This is a genomic window from Terriglobales bacterium (assembly GCA_035487355.1).
In the GTDB taxonomy this organism is placed as follows: Bacteria; Acidobacteriota; Terriglobia; order Terriglobales; family Acidobacteriaceae; genus QIAW01.
The window spans coordinates 1-18,811 of the sequence record DATHMF010000100.1 but is presented as its reverse complement, the minus strand read 5'-3'; the positions used below and the strand labels follow the sequence as shown (position 1 = coordinate 18,811).

Below are 18,811 nucleotides of genomic sequence, written 5' to 3'. Positions count from 1 at the left end.
CCGAGTCTCTTCGTGTGCAACTGAAAAACACCAAAGTGAAGGTATTTGAGCTAGCACCGCCGGCGACACAAACCGAACTCTTGGGTGACTTTAATTCTGAAGACATGAAAGGCGTTTCTATCATGAAGGTGGAAGACATGGTTAAAGTTGCCGTCAAAGGAATGCAAACCGATCGATTTGAAATTCGTCCAGGTCAGGCGAATCAGCTCAAAATGATGAGTCGCGTGGCGCCTGGATTTATCTTGAAGCAAATGAGCCGATCGGTCGATCGTATGCTCGACACACACAAATAATTCAAAGCTTGTGAGACGCCAGGCGGCCTGAAACCGCAGGCCCACACCGCGAAGCCTGAAAGGGGGCTTCATATAAATGCGTATCGTAGTTAGTTAGCCAACTGACACATAATCGGAGTAGTGAACGATCGAACGACACAACAAGCCCTAAAGCAGGCAGAATGGAGTTTTTATGAAAATTGTTTTGATTGGCGCAAACGGAACAATCGGCGAACTGGTTCGAAAGGCATTGGCGGGTGCTGGCCATGAGATAGTCAAGGTCGGACGCAAATCAGGCGATTTCCAAGTCGAGATCGAGAAGCGCGAAAGTGTCAGGAAGCTTTATCAAGCCGTCGGCTCGTTTGATGCCGTGGCCATTGCAGCAGGTGAAGTCACATTTGCTCCGCTTTCGGAGCTCACTGCTGAAAAGTGGCAGTTTTCGTTGGGAAGCAAGCTCATGGGTCAGATCAATCTGGTTCAGGAGGCGATCCCGTTCATCAAAGAAAAAGGATCCTTCACTTTGATTTCGGGCGTTCTTAACGACGAACCGATCTTCGCCGGCGTCGCGGCTTCAGTCGTCTCCGGCGCGTTGGAAGGTTTTGTTCGGGCTGCCGCAATTGAACTTCCTAAGGGATTGCGTATCAATGTGGTGAGCCCTACGATCCTAAAAGAATCCGAAGCTCATTTTGGTCCGTTCTTTCCCGGCACGATTCCTGTCGAAGGATCGAAAGTTGGACAAGCCTACAAACGCGCTATCCTGGGGGCGCAAACCGGCCGCGTTTACAAAGTCGACTGACCTAGGGCCGTGTCTGGGATTACTGATGAGGATTTCAGTTTGTGCCCAGCGATGGCACCAAACTGGTATCAATCCGTTGTTTCTGGATGAAACATGGTTCATCATGGTTCTAGATGCGCGCTTACTAGAGGTGCGCCTTGACGACCTTGTGGGGTTTGTCCTGCCAGAACCGATGGCCAGTGAAGCAAAGCCGCGGATTGCCACCCACTGGCGGCAGACTAGCAGCTAGTCCCGCACCCCGGATCGATTTTCGCCAGTAACGACGGGGGTCAGATGCGATTTGGGACACTCCAAACACCTGCTAGCAAGTGGGGTGGGGGGGCCACAATCGTTCGCCCGATAAAGGTATGAGAGTGGGCTTGAGTAAGAGCAAAGAATACTGCGATCACTACTCCCAGCCTCCATGTATGTCATTGATTGTCAGTGGCTTAATACCGCATGAACTACTCCAAGCAATGGGTGGGGGCATTGATAGATTGACAAGGCCCAAATCCTTGATGCCAAGCAACTCTCCGACCACAATGGGCCGATTCGCAGGCTTCAATAACAGTTCTCCGCGACCAAACTTGGAACCGTGACACGGAGGGTTTGGCTATGAAGGTGAACTCTTTCGTTTCAACTACAGACAACGATAGCACTCTGGCGCTTGCCGGTCATGGTAGTCTTGAAGATTGCAGTCTACTTAAAATCTGTCTTTATACAAGGAGCCAGACATGGCGGAAGTGAAGATCACGATTAAAAAGAATGGCCCCTATCGGGTGGAAGCTCCCGAGGGCGCAATTCAACTGGTTGATGCCGATGGAAACCAATATGACCTGAAAGGGAAGACTGCCTTCTCTCTCTGCCGCTGTGGAGCTTCAGTCAATAAACCATTTTGCGACGGCACCCATTCCAAGATTGGCTTCGACGCCGCAGAGGCGGCAGTGCGTAAGGAAGAATCCGCCACACCGCCCACGACGAACATCAAGGTTTAGGCGTTTGGCTTCCGGCCCCAAAACCTGGAGCCACGTGCACCAGCATGATTTTTATGAACGTGGCGGCGGGCTGGTTTGCAATTTGCCGGTGTAAACCGCCATGCCGGCGACGGCATCAATGCTCATGGCGTCCAATTCATCAATTTCTTTCTGGGTCGTGATTCCGCCGGCAACAATGAGATGACGCTTCGTAGCCCGCCGTAAATTGCGGATTGGCTCCATCGGGATTCCTGACATGAGTCCTTCCGTATCCACATGCGTATAAAGAAAGCCTCCACACCACGGCTCGAGGACCTGGATGGCCTCCTCTGCAGTGTAAGGTGTGGCCTGCTTCCAGCCGTGCACAACGACTTTGTTCTCGCGGCTGTCAATGGCAAAGAGCAGCTTCTCTTGCCCAACTTCTTCCGCCAGTTGCTGCGCCAGGGCAGAATTGATCTTCCCTTGCTGAAACAGGGCCGAACCAATAATCACTTTTTTTACGCCTAAGGCAATGGTTTCGGCGGCAATCTTCGCATTCCGGATGCCCCCTCCCACCTGGCACGGCAACCGGCGCGCAATCTGTTCGATTCGGCTGCGGTTGGAGCCCTGATTCATCGCCGCATCCAGATCAATCAACTGCACAATGGGAAATCCAGCAAAGCGCTCGATCCAGTAATCGAAGTCGGTAAATTCCAGAGCTTTGCGGCTGCCCTGCACCAACTGAACAATTTTGTCTTCCATCAGGTCAATGGCCGGAATCAGCATGGCAGCCTCACCGGGATTCCTGATGTCTGCAACTCTTGCTTCAGCTCGCGGGCATTCTGCAGTCCGAAGTGAAATATGGAAGCGGCCAGCGCAGCATCGGCTTTCCCCTTGGTAAACACGTCAATAAAATGCGCGCCGCTACCCGCGCCTCCCGAGGCAATCACGGGGATGGAAACTGCTTCGCTCACCCGGGCCGTCAAATCGCAATCGAAGCCGCTGCGCATGCCGTCCTGGTCAATCGAGGTCAGCATGATCTCTCCGGCGCCGTATTCCTGCGCCTCGCGCGCCCAGGCTACAGCATCGCGGTCCGTTGCTTCAGTGCCGCCTTTCACCCAGACTCCATAAGAGCTTCCTGACCTCTTGGCGTCAATGGCGATAACAACCGCCTGGCTGCCAAAACGGCTGGCAATCGCTGAAATAAGCTTTGGGTTGGAGACCGCAGCGGAGTTAATGGTCATCTTGTCGGCGCCGCAATCAAACAACGCAGCCGCCTCTTCGAAGGAACGCACTCCACCACCGACGGTAAATGGTACAAAAATCTGCGTCGCAGTCCTGCGTACCGCATCCAGCAATGTAGTGCGATTTTCGCGTGTGGCCGAGATATCCAGAAAGACCACCTCATCGGCCCCGCCTTCAGCATGAAAGCGCGCCAGCTCTGCCGGATCGCCGGCGTCGCGCAGCGCGACAAATTTGGTGCCTTTTACGACGCGCCCGCCGCTTACATCCAGGCACGCGATGATTCGTTTGCTTAACAAGCGAGCTCTCCAAAATTCTTCAGGATGTGCAGCCCGGAATCACCTGATTTTTCCGGGTGAAACTGTACCCCAAAGACATTTTTCTTTTCCAACGCAGCCGCAAAATTGGTTTGGAAGTGTGATGTGGCGCTGCTGGAATTCTCAATCGGACACCAGTAGGAATGCGTGAAATAAAAATAGCTGGCATCCGGGATTCCCTGGAACAGGCGCGAGCTGCCGTTGCAATAATTAATCTGGTTCCATCCCACGTGCAGCGTACGCGGGGTCTCAGTAAAGCGAGTGCACCTTCCTGCGAAGATTCCCAGCCCTTTGACCTCCGGGGCTTCCGTGCTGGTCTCAAACAGCCATTGCATTCCCAGGCAGATCCCCAGGAAGGGGACATCTCGGGCAATACTCTGTTCAATGGCCGCTCGAATGCCGGTCTGCTCCAGCTTTTCGAGCGACTTGAAATTTCCCACTCCGGGAAGGACAAGCTTTGTTGCCTTGATGACTTCTTCGGGTTTATCGATGATCTCTGTTTCGAGCTCCAGATGCTCAAATGCCTTGCGGACCGAGGCCATGTTGCCGGCGCCGTAATCTATGAGAGAAATCATAGTAACCCCTTCGTTGTGGGCAGCAGCTTGCCCAATTGTTTGTCGCGCGAACAGGCAAAGCGCAATGCCCGCGCGAAGGCCTTAAATAATGACTCCAGCTTGTGATGGTTCGAGCGTCCGTAGAGCACCTTGGCATGCACATTGGCATTTGCCCCGCGGGCAAAGCCCTCGAAGAAGTCCGTGACCAGCTCAGCTTGCAGGTCCCCCACCAGCGTTGTATCTACCTTTGTCTCTACCACGCTCGCGGCGCGTCCGCTGAAGTCAATGGCCACCAGGCCCAGGGTTTCATCCATCGGCATGACGAAGTACCCGGCACGTAGAATTCCGCGTTTGCTGCCCAGGGCCTTGGTGAAAGCTTCGCCCAGGGCGATTCCGACGTCCTCTACCGTGTGGTGCTGGTCCACGTGCAAATCGCCGGTGGCATGCAGCTTCAGGTCGAAGGCGCCGTGGCGGGCAAAAAGCTCCAGCATATGATTGAAAAACCCAATGCCGGTGGAGACGTCGTAGCGTCCCCTGCCCTCGATGACAAGCGACAGATCAATCGAGGTCTCGTTGGTCTTGCGCTTGATCGTTGCCTTTCGTACGCTCATGCTTCGCGCCTCCAGCCAATGCGTTTGAGCACCACCGGCAGCCGTTCGACCACGCGTTCCATCTCTTGTTTGTTTCCAATGGAAATGCGCACGCAGCCGCCGCATAACGGATCACTGCCGCGGTCACGGAGAAAGATGCCTTCCTTCGCCATTTCTTTAAGAAATGCCGCCCGGCCTTCGCCGATCTCAACCAGCAAGAAGTTGGCCAGGCTTGGCCAATAGCGCAGACCTATTTTCTCCAGCGAATTCTGCAGCCGCTGCCGTTCACGCTTAACGTTGGCAATGTAGGCCCGCACGAATCCCTGGTCGGCGAGAGCAATCGGCAGGATCGTCAATGCAATGGTGTTGACACTGAACGGCGAAGAGATTCTCTGCAAACGCTGCATGGCATTTGCATTCGCCACCAGCACGCCGACTCGCAAACCCGCCATGCCATATGCCTTGGAAAAAGTCCGAGTGATGTGCAGATTTGGGAAACGGTGCAGCTCAGGCAAAAGCGTCTGCCCATAGAACTCGAAATAAGCTTCGTCCACCAGCACGCCACTCTTCGGAGCAACCTGCGCTGCCGTTTCCAGGATGCGGTAGATATCCTCCACCGGAACCGTGGTTCCCGTGGGATTGTTGGGGTTCCCAATAAAAATCAATCCTGTCTTGCTGCTGATCTTGGCCAGCACGTCTCTTGTTGGAAAGCTGAAATCTGCGCTCATGGGAACTTCTACGATATTGGCGTCGGTCGCCATCGCGTAGTGTTTGTACATGCCGAAAGAAGGCACGGCCATGATCGCATCCAGCTTGGGATTGAGATACAGCTCGCACAGCAGATGAATGCCTTCATCGGCCCCGTTGGTCAGCATGACCTCTTCAGTCTTCATGCCCAGGTGGCTGGCCATCAGCGGCTCGTAAATACTGCGCTCGGGATAACTGGCAACCTCTTGTCCTAACAAGCTGCGCAGCCGCGCCAGCACACGCGGAGAGCATCCGCCGGTGTTTTCATTCTGGTCGAGACGCAGTTCATTAGGATTGACCACGCTCTTGGGGACCTTGGGTTTGGAATTTTTACGCAACGAAGCTGTCTGCACGCTAGGCACCGGCGCACCTCACAGCCACAGAGTTGGCGTGCGCGGCGAGTCCTTCCGCCTTGGCCAGAGTGATGGCTTTGGAAGCAACCGCACGCAGACCGTTTCGGGAGACTTGCTGCACGCTGATGACTTTCAGGAAATCACAGACACTCAATCCGCCCCGATAGGCTGCCGAGCCGGATGTAGGCAGAACATGATTAGGCCCTGCAATATAGTCGCCTAGGGTTTGTGCAGAATAGTCTCCGACAAAGACTGATCCGGAATTTTGAATCATAGGGAGGTCTTCTTGTGAAATGCTGATGTGTTCTGGGGCCAGCCGATTGGCAATCTGCAGCGACTCACGCCGCGATGAGGTCACAAAAATTACGCCATAGTCCTTTAAAGATTGCGATGCGGTGGGATTGTCAGCAACCATAATTTCAATTTCACGTTGCACCTTTTGCGCCAAAGCCGAAGACGACGTAATAAAAATGCCCAGCGCATCGGGATCATGCTCAGCCTGGGCCACAAGGTCAGAGGCGATGAACTTCGGCTTTCCCTTGTCGCTGACTACGACTGCCTCTGTTGGTCCGGCAAGAAAATCAATGGAGCAATCGAAGGACACGAGTTTTTTTGCGGTGGTGACGAAGATGTTTCCCGGACCAACAATCTTGTTGACCTTCTTGATGGATTCCGTGCCGTAAGCCAATGCAGCAATGGCCTGCGCTCCGCCAATCCGGTAAAACTCTTGCACGCCGAGCAGCGCAGCCGCAGCCAAAGTTTCAGATGCTGGTTTAGGAGAAGCCACCACAACCCGCTTCACTCCTGCTACCTGAGCAGGAATCACCGTCATGAGCAGCGACGACGGCAGCGGATATCGCCCTCCGGGAACGTAGCACCCGACCGCTTCAAGCGGGCGGATAATCTGCCCAACTTTAATTCCTGGCTGAATGTTGCGGAAAAACTCCACCGGCTTCTGCCACTTGCAGAACTGGCGAATGTTTGCCGCCGCTTTTTCCAGAGCGCTGCGAAATTCAGGATTAACCGAGCTCAGTGCCCGCTTCAGCTCCTTTTCGGGAACTTTGAAGGAACCCTGTTTCTTTAAACCGTCCCAGCGCTCGGCGTACTTGCGAAGCGCAGAGTCGCTCCGACGGCGCACATCTTCAATCATGGCGCGCACTTTGCGGTCCACATTTTGTGCAAGCGCATGCCGGCGCTCCATTACGCGCTCCACCTCCTGATTCAGTGCCCGCCCTTGAACGATCTGCATTACATCACCACCTTGTTGAGCGGATATTCAACAATGCCCTGTGCCTTGGCTTCCTTGAGCTTGGGAATCGCCTCGCGCACCACGGTCTCTTCCAGAATGGTATTGACCGCCACCCAATCGGGATCGCTCAAAGGCGAAATCGTCGGACGCTTCAACGCCGGCAGCACAGCCAAAACACCGTCAAGGTCGCGCTTCATCACGTTCAACATCAATCCCACGCGCCCCTGGGCGGCAAGCGCGCCGCAAAGCATCAGCGCAATGTTCTCGATCTTTTTGCGCTTGGCGGTCTCCTGCCAGGCGTTCTTGTTAGCAATCAATTTTGTGTTCGATTCCAGCACGGTCTCGATGATGCGCAGTTTGTTGGCGCGCAGAGAGCTTCCAGTCTCGGTAACTTCTACAATTGCGTCCGCCAGAACCGGCGGCTTTACTTCCGTCGCCCCCCATGAGAACTCCACCCGCACCGGAACATTTTTCTTTTCAAAATACTGCTTGGTCACGTTGACCAATTCCGTAGCGATGGTGCAATTTTTCAAGTCTTCCGCCGATTTGTACGCCGAATCCTCGGGCACAGCCAGCACCCAGCGCACCTTGCCACGGCTTTGTTTGGCGTAGATGAGGTCCGCCACGGAAACAACTTCCAGGTTGCTCTCGATGATCCAGTCATGGCCGGTAAGGCCGGCATCGAGCACACCATGCTCAACGTAGCGCGCCATCTCTTGCGCGCGGATCAGCATGCATTCCAATTCGGGATCGTCACTGGTGGGGAAATACGAACGGCCGTTGTTGTAGATATTGAATCCAGCTTTGGCAAAGAGTTGTATCGTGCCCTCTTGCAAGCTGCCTTTGGGAATTCCTAGACGGAGCTTCATGCTTTCACTCCTGTGACTGGTTTGGCGTCCGTAATTGCAGCCGCTCCGTTTGTGCCGGTGGCCAGCGGTTTGGTAAAGCAGGAGCGGGTGCCTTCGTGGCAAACCAGGCCATCGCCTTCCACGTTGACCCGCACCAGGACGGAATCATTATCGCAATCGGTGGATGCGCTGATAAGCCGCAGGCGGTTGCCCGAGGTCTCGCCCTTCATCCATAATTTTTGCCGGGTACGGCTGTAGAACGTGACGTAACCGGAATTCAAGGTTGCCTGCAGGGCCTCGCGATTCATGAAGCCCAGCATCAGCACCTCGCCGTTGGCTGCGTCCTGCACAATGGCAGGGGCCAATCCTTGCATTTTTTCGAAATCAATTTCCATGTTTTTCCTCGCGTTGTTGGGCAGTAAAACAAAAAGCCTGCTGAGCTTTAACGCATCAGCAGGCCGGATTTATGATTGCTTTACCGCTTTTATCCGCACACCCTCGCTGACACGCTCGCCACGTGATGATGGTGATGGTGGAGATGATGGATCAGCAAAGTCATGCAGTTAGAATTGAAACATAAAGCGGAAACTTTGTCTAGTGGCCGTAAAAAGCTCAACAAGATCTTGGGCTTTATAGATTCCTGCATAAGTTATGTTCTATTTGTGCCGCTTGCGGCGCACGGTGGGAGCCCCCCTTTAGGCGGGGAAAAGTTCGGTAAAGTTTTGGGCTTTAGCCCCGGACTCTTTTGATAGGGCATTATCTACGCAATTATCATTAAACGCCTGCGGTAATGCAAAATTCAATCAGTGGGTTCCCAACTTTATTGCGGTGCGCTCTCCAGTTGCTTCAATTTCTGCTCGGCGCTGGCCTTGATGGCATTGCGACGCTGCTCGGGATCAGCAGCGTCTGACGGCAGAAGCTCTATGACCTTCTTTGCACTTTCCCGCGCCCGATCGTTCTGGCCGTCTGCCAAATAGGCATCAGCCAGGCTGTCATAAACATTGGGCGAGTTCGGATAGACCGTGGCGTTGAGCTTCATGATCTCGACTGCTCCTTTGATATCGCCGGCTTGGATATGCTCATAACCCATGAAGTTGACGATGGCTTCAGGAAACAAAGTAGCTTTAGGATCGTGCTGGCGGGCTTCCTCCAGCATCTGTGCAACTTTGCCCGCACCGCCAGGCTGATCAATCAAGTCCAGGGTATGCATCTCCTCCTGGGGAATCGCCGGAGCGTCTTTGGTAACCGGAGCGCTCCCTGGCGTCTTAATCAGCGTAGTCACGTACCAATCCGTGATTATCCCCGGCAACTCCGGATGGACGGGGAACATATCTGCTCCATGGCCACCCGTCGAGTAATGAACAAACTTTTTGCCAGGGTTTGCAGTGAGGGTGTAGAGCCACTGAATCGCCGGCACAGTAGGAGGAAATTCATCGTCGTCAGCGACCGAGAAGAAAACCGGCAGCTTTGCCGAGTTGCGCAGGAATTGGCGGCCACCAACGTCTGTATTGCCAGAGAGGAGCACCAGTGACTTTACCTCCGGATGGCGGCGCGCCGTCTGAATGGAATTGTTAACTCCGCAACTCGCTCCACCCACGCCGATCACGTCATGCTTCACACCCGGCTGCGACACCAGATACTGAAAAGCCTTGTCTATATCGCCCAGCCACTTCTCGGTCACCATCTGCGCCGCTTGTTGTGGAGTCAATTTGTCGAATCGGTCACCTCCGCTCTCACCAAAGCCCCTGTAATCCAGGGTGAGCACATTGATTCCCGCCGCCGCGAGCTGTCCTGCGAGGCCATCCCAGACCTTGCGCTGGCGGTTGCATTGATGCAGCAACAGGACCCCGGGACCGGGCTTGCCGGCGGCGAAATACGTTGCCTTGAGCGCAGTGCCGTCGGCGGCGGTTAGATCAACCACGCGCGGAGCCGGTGGCTGCTTGGCGGCAGCCAATGTCAGCAAAAAGAGGATAAGGAAGCAAGAACTGAATCGGCGGGTTTTCATAGCGGTCTCTCAGTCTGCGCTGGAGGACGGTAGCCGTCAAGTGTTTCAGAAGCCATCTGGCTCAGTTGACATCCTCATTCTCTAGTCCCACTTTAGTCATCCCGAGCGCAGCCGCGCTTCGCGGCGGAGTCGAGGGACCTCGAGAATATTTCGGGTGCTCATGCCGAGGCAAGGCATTTTCTGAAGAATTTTACGGTCCGCTCTTTCCCGCCTCAGCTTCCGCCGTCACCTCATCCGCCGGCCGCAGCCTTCGTTTCATCGCCGAATCAACCACGCCCGGCAAAGTTCTGTAGAGAAAGATCACAATGCGATCCCGCCACGGGACAACGATTTCGCGCTTGCGCTTTAAATATCCTCTGAATACCGCGTTAGCCACGCGCTCGGTGCTGATGCCCTCTCCTGCCCGGTTCAGCCGCTGCCGCTCTTTCCCCTTCACCGCATTGGCGGCAAAGTCGGTAGCGATGTATCCCGGACAAACCGTCATCACGTGCACTCCCTTTCCCATCAGCTCCACGCGTGCAGCTTTCCCGATGGCATTGAGCGCGTGCTTGGTCGCGCTGTAGGCCGCCATGTAAGGCACCGCAATATGTCCGGCGATGCTGGAAATATTGATGATGGTCCCCGTTCCTTGCTTCTGCATGACCGGAATGGCCACCTGCATCCCTTCAATAGCGCCGAACAAATTCGTATCGAACATCTGCCGGCACTGCTGCATGTCCATTTGTGCAACCGAATCCTGCAGGCCATGACCGGCATTGTTCACCCACACATCCACATGCCCAAAATGTTCGAGTGTTGCCTGCAGCAGTTGCACGATCTGCTCGCGCTGGCGGATGTCGCAGGCCACGGCCAGCGTGCGCTCGTAATAACCGACTCTCTCTCGCGCAGCTTCAGCCCGGCTGTGATCGCGTGAAGAGAGCACCACGCTGGCGCCCTCCTCGACAAATTTGCGGGCAATGGCTTCGCCAATCCCGGTAGAAGCGCCGGTAACCACTACAACTTTTCCAATGAGTCTCATCTTCTTGTTTTGTATTCTCTGAACAGGTCTGACGTCAAGGGTACAATGTCAGGGTGGCGAATCTGGTCCCCATTTTCCCGCTGCCTCTGGTTCTGTTCCCCACCATACCTCTGCCTCTGCATATCTTCGAACCGCGTTACAAAGAGATGATCGCCGAATGCCTTGAGCAACATGCGGTCTTTGGCATCATCCATGCAAAACAGGAGGAGATGGCCGAAATCGGCTGCACCGCCAAGATCCTGGACGTCATAAAACGATATGACGATGGCAAACTCGATATCCTTACCCAGGGCCTGCGTCGCTTTGAGATCCTGCGCGTCAATGAAGAGCGTTCATTCTTGCGCGCCGAGGTGAGCTATTTCGATGATGAAGATAACGACGCCGGCGGCGACGCCCGCAAGCAGCTTCTGCATCTCCACAAACAGCTTCTGGCCCTGAGCGGAGAACAGAATCCTGAAATACCCTCCGAAGATTCTCCCGCGCTCGCTTTCGAAGTGGCCGCGCGCGTCCCGCTCGACCTGGAATTTAAACAATCGCTTCTGGGAATCCGCTCCGAGGCCGAGCGGGTCTCAACTCTCATTGCTTATTACGAGGCCCTGATCCCCAAAGTCAGCCGTGCCCTCCATATCCGCACCAAAGCCGGCAGTAACGGCCACGCACATTAGACGTAGCGCCGGCGTCTCGCCGGCTGTCGTGTGAGCATCCTGCCCACGCACGGGCAGATTCAACTCGGCTTCATTGCTTGTGAAAAATTCGGTCTCTCTGGCATTCCAAGAAAGAACAGCCCCGCAAGGGGCGGCGTGTTATAGCCCAGCGTTTCAACGCTGGGTATCGACGGGAAAAGGACCCAAGTCCCGAAGGGACGGCGCTCCGCGAAATACTATCGACCGAAAACCACTTCCAGCGACCAATCTGCGCCAAAGCGTATAATCAAGCACAACAAACCTGTTTTTCTCAAGCAGGAGGTGTATTTCCTTATGAGCCTTCCTCGCACCCTTGGCGAGCTGCGTCGCAGCGAATTTTCTGAAGAACGGCTGGCAAATCGCCGCGTGAAAGACGAACTCCGCGACAATTTACTGAAACGGTTGCGCAATCAGAAATCGGGTCCAATTTTTCCCGGCATCGTCGGCTATGACGATACCGTGATTCCGCAGATTGTGAACGCCATTCTCTCGCGCCACAATTTCATTCTTCTCGGCCTGCGCGGACAAGCCAAGAGCCGCATCCTGCGCGCCCTCACCGGGCTGCTCGATAAGCACATGCCGTACGTCAGTGGATGCGAAATTCGCGATAATCCCTATGCGCCTATTTGCCGCCGGTGCATGGAAGTGATCGCAGAAAAGAAAGATGAAACCCCAATTGCTTATGTGACCGCCGAAGAGCGCTACGTCGAAAAACTGGCGACGCCGGATGTAACCATCGCCGATCTGATTGGCGACATTGATCCCATCAAGGCCGCCCGTGGCGGACACGATCTCGCCAGCGAGCACACCGTACACTACGGCCTGCTCCCACGCGCCAATCGCGGCATCTTTGCCATCAACGAGCTTCCCGATCTGGCCGGAAAAATTCAGGTGGGCCTGTTCAACATCATGCAAGAAGGCGACGTACAAATTAAAGGCTATCCTGTCCGCCTGCCGCTCGATGTAGCGCTGGTCTTCAGCGCCAACCCAGAGGACTACACCGCGCGCGGCAAGATCATCACACCGCTGAAAGACCGTATCGGCTCTGAGATTCGCACTCACTATCCCGCGACCGTGGAAGAAGGTTTGGCCATTACCGCCCAGGAGGCATGGGAGCGCCGTAATGGCATGCCGCTGACCATCCCGCAATTCGTGCGCGAGGTTGTGGAACATATTGCCTTCGCCGCCCGCGAAGATAAAAAGATAGACAAGCGCTCGGGCGTGAGCCAGCGCCTGCCCATCAGTTGCATGGAAAACGTGATCTCCAGCGCCGAGCAGCGTTCGCTGCGCAATGATGAAAAGATTGTTGTTCCCCGCATTGGGGATATCTACTCTGCGCTTCCTGCCATCACCGGCAAACTGGAGCTGGAGTACGAAGGCGAGATGCGCGGCGCCGATAACGTCGCTCACGATCTCATCCGCGCTGCCATTGCCAAGACCTTCGATGGTTATTTCGATGGTGCCAACATGCAGCAGATTGTGCAGTGGTTTGATCTCGGGGGCGAGATCAAAGTCTCCGACACTGCGGGCGCCGCCGAGGTCTTCAGCACGCTGAAAAGCATTCAAGGACTCAGTGAAAAACTCGCTGCCCTGGGCGTGAAGACAAAAGACGTGGTTGAAGAGCAGGTCGCTGCCGCAGAGTTCGTTTTGGAAGGTCTTTACGCACACAAGAAGATCAGCCGCAACGAAGAACGTGTATTCAAGGCCAGCGCCAAGCAACCGCACCGCCCGGAACCGGAGACTCGTCCCGACATTCCGGGAGGCAGGGGCCGCAGGTCTTTTAACTGAAGCGGGAGCAAACGAGGTTTTGAAGGGAACTTGTAATTTTCTGAGAACTGAGAACCGTGAACTGAGAACTGTATTGTGGTATCAAACTGATATCAAAATATTGGCTCTTGAGGAATTTCGGCCTATCATTTCCCCGAGGTATCTCTGGTTTGTGTGAACAGATGATATGAAGGGAAGGGGAAAGACATTACTTGAAAGACCAAGCTTATGCGCCCTATGTTATTTATTTCCAATAGTTTAGAGCCGCAGACACTACTTCAAGTAATGGGGGTGGGGGGACTGCCCGAACAAGGGATATAAAGACAGCGCAGATGCGAGAGAATAGGGCAAAGTTTTAAACAATGTTGATGAAGTCAAGTTCGAGAAGCTTATGAAGTTTACCCGCTACGGCAAATACGTTCCCAATCCCGCCGGAGAGATGAGCATGGAAGACCTGCTCAATGCCCTCTCCGACTATCTGCTGCAGAGCGGATTCCAGAACTCCTACATGGATTTCTACCAGATGCCCGGCGAGCATACCCTCGACGACTTGCGCCGCGCCATCGAAGAGGCCCTGCTGAATGGCGACCTGCTCGATGAAAGACTGCAAGAGCAGATCAACCAGATGCAGATGGAAGGAACCCTGGATCAGCTCATTGAGGAATTGATCCAGCGCATGGAGCAGCAGGATTTTATCTCGATTGATCAGCCCCATGATCCTTCGCAGCAATCGCCCACGGCTGGCCAGACCGGAATGCCCCAGGGCCAGGCGCGCTTTGAGGTCACCGATAAAAGCCTCGACTTCCTGGGCTTTAAAACCTTGCGCGATCTGCTGGGCTCCTTGGGAAAATCAAGCTTTGGCCGCCACGACACCCGTGACATGGCGACCGGCGTCGAAGCCAGCGGTGCTTCGCGGACCTACGAATTTGGCGACACGCTCAATCTCGATATCACCGCAACTCTGAAGCGTGCCATCCGGCGTGAAGGCCTGCAGATACCACTGAACATCGAATACTCCGACCTGCAGGTGCATCAGTGCGAGTATCAGTCCTCTTGCGCCACCGTAGTGATGCTCGATTGCTCCCACTCCATGATTCTTTACGGGGAAGACCGTTTTACTCCCGCCAAAAAAGTTGCTCTGGCGCTTTCCCATCTCATCCGCACGCAGTATCCGGGCGATTCGCTTTCCCTGGTTCTTTTTCATGATTCTGCGGAAGAGGTCCCACTGTCGCAGTTGGCCCGTGTGCAGGTTGGGCCGTATTACACCAACACGCGCGAAGGTCTGCGGCTGGCGCAGCGCATCCTGCAACGCCAGCGCAAAGACATGAAGCAGATCGTCATGATCACCGACGGCAAGCCCTCAGCCCTGACCTTGGAAGACGGAAGAATTTACAAGAACGCCTTCGGCCTCGACCCGCTCGTGGTCAGCCAGACGCTGGAAGAAGTTTCCAAATGCAAACGTGCCGGAGTTTTAATTAATACTTTCATGCTGGCCAGCGACTACGGCCTGGTGCAGTTCGTCCAGAAGGTAACAGAAATGTGCCGCGGCAAGGCCTACTTCACCACGCCTTACACCTTAGGCCAATATCTGCTCATGGATTACATGTCGCGAAAAACCAAAACCATCCACTAGAGCGAACCGGGTTTCGCTCTAGCGAATGACAATGCGATCGAGGTCGGGAGCATAGGCCGTATCGTTATAAAACTTGATATGGTTACTGCCGGCCTTGAGCGAGACGGTCATAGAAAGCCTGGAGTCCTCTAACCATGTGCTGCCCTTTACCGGTACATCAACCGCGGGGCCGTCATTCACGCTTATGAAGAAGGACCTGGCGCCGTTCAGTAGGTAGTAGATCACCATCTCGTAGTTTCCACTCTTCGAGACGGTGATGTTATTCAACACCAGGAAGTTCTTCTTCTTACCTCCGATGTAGCGCACTCGGTTTCCGCCTGAGCACCATGTACAGGCAGAAGGTTCAGTTCTGCCGTTGAGAATATTCTCCTTAGCTTCGGCTTCGTAGGTTACGCCCGATTCAACCGGGATGGCTGCGGCAGTGGCAGCAGCAGACGGCGTTGCAGGGAGAGGCGCGGCCTCAGCGTGAGAAGCGGCGAGTGAGCGGAAAACCAAAAAAACCACTGCACACAGCAGCGCCCCAAAAACCAAACCCATGGCAAACGAGAGGGAATTGAAGTAGCGACGTTCTGACGCCACGGCATCAAAGCGGGCAGGCGCGTCAATAGCATGGGAACGCTCCAATGGCAAGATTGTGGCCGGCACAACTTCGAGCGCGCGCTCAGGTTCGACCCGCACAAAGCGCGGCACGTACCTGCCCTTGGGCAACTCGATGCGAATCCTGGCATGGGCCAACTCGGTGGCATAGACCTCGTGCAGCTTTTCCCGCAGGTTGACGGCCCGGCGGCGGACGATGCCATCTTCTATCGGTGAGTAATCGGCGGAACGGCCGAATGCTTCGATGCCGATGCGGAACTCGCAGAGTTCGCTGGCACGTCCCGCAATTTCCATCTCGCAGATGTAACGGAGAAAGTTACGTAACTGGTCGGCGCGAATAAACGACGCGCTTTGCAGCACTTCTTCCAGCACCTCCCGCTTTTCCCCGGGGCTGGGAGAGGCGGTCGTCATCATGGTCATGGTTTCACGATCTCCGGTGGGAGTGGATACGGTTCTAAGCATCTGGATTCCTATATATTCAAGCGGCTGCTGTTCTGATCAGCGGCCGTAGTGTGATTGCCGGAATTGTTCTTGTAATGATTGAATGAGGGCAGATCGGCTTCTGCTCTTCGCACAATACGGAATGTTTTGGTCTATGCCTGAACACAACTCGACCATCTGTGTGGAATGCTAGTTCCTTCTCTCGGGAAGTAGCGTCTGGGGTTAGGTCAGACGGCTCGTGGTTTCTCCGGGGCGGGAACTGTTTCCAGGTTATTGGATTACCCATTCACTTGTATGAAGGCCCTTGTGCGGAGAACCTGCAAACCAGCTTCCGGTAGCACACTATGGTGTTGACTGGAAGCCAGTCAAGTTCAAAGTTCTAACATGTCTGTTTGGGAAAACTAAACGATTAAGAGTATGGGGACACGGGCCATGCGGAACAAAGTCATCTCTTTCCATTTGGCCCAAGACTGCTTCTCACCATGGAACAAAACGTTTTCACGATGGCCCGATCTTCGCCGATACGATATGCCAGCTCGATATCGCTCTTGACCGCGGTCCTCCGCAGGCGGCGGCATACGACATCGGGAGCGGCGATGCGCTCCACACATGCGGGTGCGATGGTTACACCCAGGCCCGCACCCACGAGCCGTAAGATCGTGAGCCACTGGGGCGCCTCTTGCACGACCTGCGGACGAAAGCCGAACTCCTCGCAAATCGAAACCGTCTTTTGATAGGCTCGGCTGCCTACATTGGGCGAGAAGAAGACAAAAGGCTCGTCACGGAGCGCAGAGGCAGAGAGCGTTTTGCGCGTCGCCAGGAGATGCCGCTTGGGCAACACCGCGACGAATGGTTCGGAAAACAGTGTTTCCACCTCAAGTCCTTCGATGCTGCCACCATCACGCAGGAATCCTACATCCAGAGTTCCCTGCAATAGCGCCTGAACTACGCCGGCTGTGTAAGACTCGCGCAACTGCAGGTTCAGTCGTGGATGCCGGCGGCGATACTCTCCCAGTATCGCCGGTATTGACGTGAGCATGGCCGATCCGATGAAGCCCACGGTCAGGGACCCAAGCTCGCCGCGGCCCACGCTACGCGCGGTCTCCATATCTTCCTGCACCTTGCGCAGCGTGCTGCGGGCCCGGTCGAGAAACAGCTCACCGGCGCTGGTAAGCTTCACGTGGCGGGAGGTGCGAGTGAAGAGCGCATGTCCGAGGATCTCTTCCAGCTTGCGTATCTGCTGGGAGAGTGGCGGCTGGGCCAGATGGAGACGCTTGGCCGCCCGTCCGAAATGCAGCTCTTCGGCAACCGCCACAAAGTATCGCAGGTGGCGCAACTCGATCTGCTGATCCATACACAATACATCTTAATCTCTACGAACAAGATATTGGACATATTGTTCCACCGCGGCCTAGATTGTCCTATGGAGGTTACAATGCACAAGGACCTACCGACTTCTGCCGCGTATTCAAGTTCATCGTCTGGTTCCGCCACGGAACCTGCAGATAGCATTCGCATGACCGCATCCAACATCCAAATTCGGCCATTTCAGTCAGGCGACGAAAAGGCCTTCCGCCAGCTCAATGAAGAGTGGATCGCCAAGCATTTCAATATGGAAGAGAAGGACCATGTCACACTGGGCGATCCTGTGGGCAAGATCCTGAAGCCAGGCGGACACATTTTTATTGCCGTCGCCGATGGCGAGCCAATCGGCTGCTGTGCATTGCTTGCCATGAAGCCGGGTGAGTTCGAACTTGCCAAGATGGCGGTTGCCGAGCGTCACCGGGGGCACGGTGTCGGGCGCAAGGTGCTGCAATACACGATCGAGCAAGCCAGAGCACTGGGCGCGCGTCGGCTGTACCTGGAAACCAGCAGCAAGCTGCCCAACGCGATCCATTTGTATGAATCGGTCGGCTTCCGGCATCTCCCGCCTGAACGGTTGACGCCCTCGCCTTATGCGCGTTCGGATGTCTACATGGAAATGCTTCTGTAAAAGCAGTTCTCAACGCAGGCTGCCCCGCTACTTAGTGCCCGGCACATCGAGCTTCGCGGCGATGCTGTCATCTATATCAGGGTTTGGCCGGGATGTGGGCGAAGCCGCTCGGGCGTTTTCTGTGTGAACCTGGATAAATTCGGCCCCCACCAATTCCACTTCTTTCCCGTTATAGAACAGCCTGCACATAAGGCCGATATGCTCGCCACTGGTCAGCAAAACTTCGTGTGTGGCGCTTTCTACGGTGAACTCGGATCCGGCCGGTATGATGTCGAGTATTTTTGCGGTCCTGTAGGTATGGCCAACGTAGGCTTTACTGATGGTGCGAGGCAGGGTTGCGGGTCTCGGTTTTTGTTTATTAACTGCGTGTTTATTATCTGAGCCGCTGTTACTCACGCCGAAATATTTGTAGTGAGGTTCGCCTGTGCCCTGAAATAAATATAGGTCTACCTTGGTGCGAAAACGCTGCCCGTACAACTGACAGTAAGGACAATCATCGGTGACAGAAGGGCTTCGAGTTTGAGGGATGCCGGTAACCACAGGCACGGAAATGAGAAGCACAGCGAAGCAGAAGTAAAGCACGGCGAAGCAGAGGTAAAGAAAAGAAGCCTTGCGCATGACGAGGTCATTATATTTTGACGGTGTTTTGATTACCCATAGGCGTGGGCATTTTTATCAACCCATGAACAGGGTCGAATGGGATGCAGAAGCCTGTGTAGTATGCCAAATCCAGGTTCCTTGCACCAGAGAGAAACGGCAGAACTGAATCGCCGA

General features: G+C 54.8%; 20 protein-coding genes. 7 read left to right on the top strand and 13 right to left on the bottom strand.

The window, feature by feature from the left end; genetic code table 11:
- The 3 genes from VK738_18170 to VK738_18160 all read left to right on the top strand — a co-directional run.
- On the top strand, window positions 1-293 hold a 293-nt coding region (locus VK738_18170), incomplete at its 5' end, for a hypothetical protein (protein ID HTD24591.1).
- A gap of 172 nt (window positions 294-465) precedes the next feature.
- Window positions 466-1,068, top strand: coding sequence for a short chain dehydrogenase (locus VK738_18165; GenBank protein ID HTD24590.1), 603 nt, complete (start codon window positions 466-468; stop codon window positions 1,066-1,068).
- 713 nt (window positions 1,069-1,781) lie between these two features.
- Complete coding sequence (locus tag VK738_18160; GenBank protein HTD24589.1) at window positions 1,782-2,042, top strand: CDGSH iron-sulfur domain-containing protein; 261 nt, start codon at window positions 1,782-1,784, stop codon at window positions 2,040-2,042.
- A 51-nt stretch (window positions 2,043-2,093) separates the two neighbouring features.
- On the opposite strand, the gene VK738_18155 is transcribed toward VK738_18160, so the two are convergent.
- The 10 genes from VK738_18155 to VK738_18110 form a co-directional block, all read right to left on the bottom strand.
- Window positions 2,094-2,786 (bottom strand): HisA/HisF-related TIM barrel protein, encoded by a 693-nt coding sequence (locus tag VK738_18155; GenBank protein HTD24588.1) that lies wholly within the window; start codon window positions 2,784-2,786, stop codon window positions 2,094-2,096.
- Entirely contained in the window at window positions 2,780-3,541 is a 762-nt protein-coding gene (hisF, locus tag VK738_18150) for an imidazole glycerol phosphate synthase subunit HisF (protein HTD24587.1), read from the bottom strand. The genes VK738_18155 and hisF overlap by 7 nt, the downstream gene beginning before the upstream one ends.
- Window positions 3,535-4,134: an imidazole glycerol phosphate synthase subunit HisH gene (gene hisH, locus VK738_18145; protein ID HTD24586.1), complete on the bottom strand. Its 600-nt coding sequence runs from the start codon at window positions 4,132-4,134 to the stop codon at window positions 3,535-3,537. Before hisH ends, hisF begins: the two co-directional genes overlap by 7 nt.
- A complete protein-coding gene (gene hisB / locus VK738_18140; GenBank protein ID HTD24585.1) occupies window positions 4,131-4,724 on the bottom strand; it encodes an imidazoleglycerol-phosphate dehydratase HisB in 594 nt (197 codons plus the stop codon). The genes hisH and hisB overlap by 4 nt, the downstream gene beginning before the upstream one ends.
- Window positions 4,721-5,812, bottom strand: a complete 1,092-nt coding sequence (gene hisC / locus VK738_18135) for a histidinol-phosphate transaminase (protein HTD24584.1) — start codon at window positions 5,810-5,812, stop codon at window positions 4,721-4,723. The genes hisB and hisC overlap by 4 nt, the downstream gene beginning before the upstream one ends.
- On the bottom strand, window positions 5,805-7,052 hold the full coding sequence (gene hisD, locus VK738_18130) for a histidinol dehydrogenase (protein ID HTD24583.1): 1,248 nt from the start codon (window positions 7,050-7,052) through the stop codon (window positions 5,805-5,807). The genes hisC and hisD overlap by 8 nt, the downstream gene beginning before the upstream one ends.
- Window positions 7,052-7,921, bottom strand: coding sequence for an ATP phosphoribosyltransferase (gene hisG, locus VK738_18125; protein HTD24582.1), 870 nt, complete (start codon window positions 7,919-7,921; stop codon window positions 7,052-7,054). The genes hisD and hisG overlap by 1 nt, the downstream gene beginning before the upstream one ends.
- A complete protein-coding gene (gene hisI, locus VK738_18120; GenBank protein ID HTD24581.1) occupies window positions 7,918-8,295 on the bottom strand; it encodes a phosphoribosyl-AMP cyclohydrolase in 378 nt (125 codons plus the stop codon). Before hisI ends, hisG begins: the two co-directional genes overlap by 4 nt.
- A gap of 425 nt (window positions 8,296-8,720) precedes the next feature.
- Entirely contained in the window at window positions 8,721-9,905 is a 1,185-nt protein-coding gene (locus tag VK738_18115; GenBank protein HTD24580.1) for an alpha/beta fold hydrolase, read from the bottom strand.
- A 190-nt stretch (window positions 9,906-10,095) separates the two neighbouring features.
- A complete protein-coding gene (locus tag VK738_18110) occupies window positions 10,096-10,923 on the bottom strand; it encodes an SDR family NAD(P)-dependent oxidoreductase (protein HTD24579.1) in 828 nt (275 codons plus the stop codon).
- A 53-nt stretch (window positions 10,924-10,976) separates the two neighbouring features.
- Between VK738_18110 and VK738_18105 the strand changes: the two genes are divergently transcribed.
- From VK738_18105 to VK738_18095, 3 genes are all read left to right on the top strand, one after another.
- On the top strand, window positions 10,977-11,588 hold the full coding sequence (locus VK738_18105) for an LON peptidase substrate-binding domain-containing protein (protein ID HTD24578.1): 612 nt from the start codon (window positions 10,977-10,979) through the stop codon (window positions 11,586-11,588).
- A gap of 312 nt (window positions 11,589-11,900) precedes the next feature.
- Entirely contained in the window at window positions 11,901-13,394 is a 1,494-nt protein-coding gene (locus tag VK738_18100) for a hypothetical protein (protein HTD24577.1), read from the top strand.
- A gap of 370 nt (window positions 13,395-13,764) precedes the next feature.
- Window positions 13,765-15,006 carry a VWA domain-containing protein gene (locus tag VK738_18095; protein HTD24576.1) on the top strand — a complete coding sequence of 414 codons (1,242 nt, stop codon included), beginning with the start codon at window positions 13,765-13,767 and terminating at the stop codon, window positions 15,004-15,006.
- An 18-nt stretch (window positions 15,007-15,024) separates the two neighbouring features.
- On the opposite strand, the gene VK738_18090 is transcribed toward VK738_18095, so the two are convergent.
- Together VK738_18090 and VK738_18085 are read right to left on the bottom strand one after the other, a co-directional pair.
- Complete coding sequence (locus VK738_18090) at window positions 15,025-16,065, bottom strand: hypothetical protein (GenBank protein ID HTD24575.1); 1,041 nt, start codon at window positions 16,063-16,065, stop codon at window positions 15,025-15,027.
- A 424-nt stretch (window positions 16,066-16,489) separates the two neighbouring features.
- Window positions 16,490-17,398: a LysR substrate-binding domain-containing protein gene (locus VK738_18085; GenBank protein HTD24574.1), complete on the bottom strand. Its 909-nt coding sequence runs from the start codon at window positions 17,396-17,398 to the stop codon at window positions 16,490-16,492.
- 81 nt (window positions 17,399-17,479) lie between these two features.
- On the opposite strand from VK738_18085, the gene VK738_18080 reads away from it, so the two are divergent.
- Window positions 17,480-18,037 (top strand): GNAT family N-acetyltransferase, encoded by a 558-nt coding sequence (locus VK738_18080; GenBank protein ID HTD24573.1) that lies wholly within the window; start codon window positions 17,480-17,482, stop codon window positions 18,035-18,037.
- Between the two features lie 27 nt (window positions 18,038-18,064).
- On the opposite strand, the gene VK738_18075 is transcribed toward VK738_18080, so the two are convergent.
- Window positions 18,065-18,655, bottom strand: a complete 591-nt coding sequence (locus VK738_18075) for a hypothetical protein (protein ID HTD24572.1) — start codon at window positions 18,653-18,655, stop codon at window positions 18,065-18,067.
- Window positions 18,656-18,811: the final 156 nt, after the last annotated feature.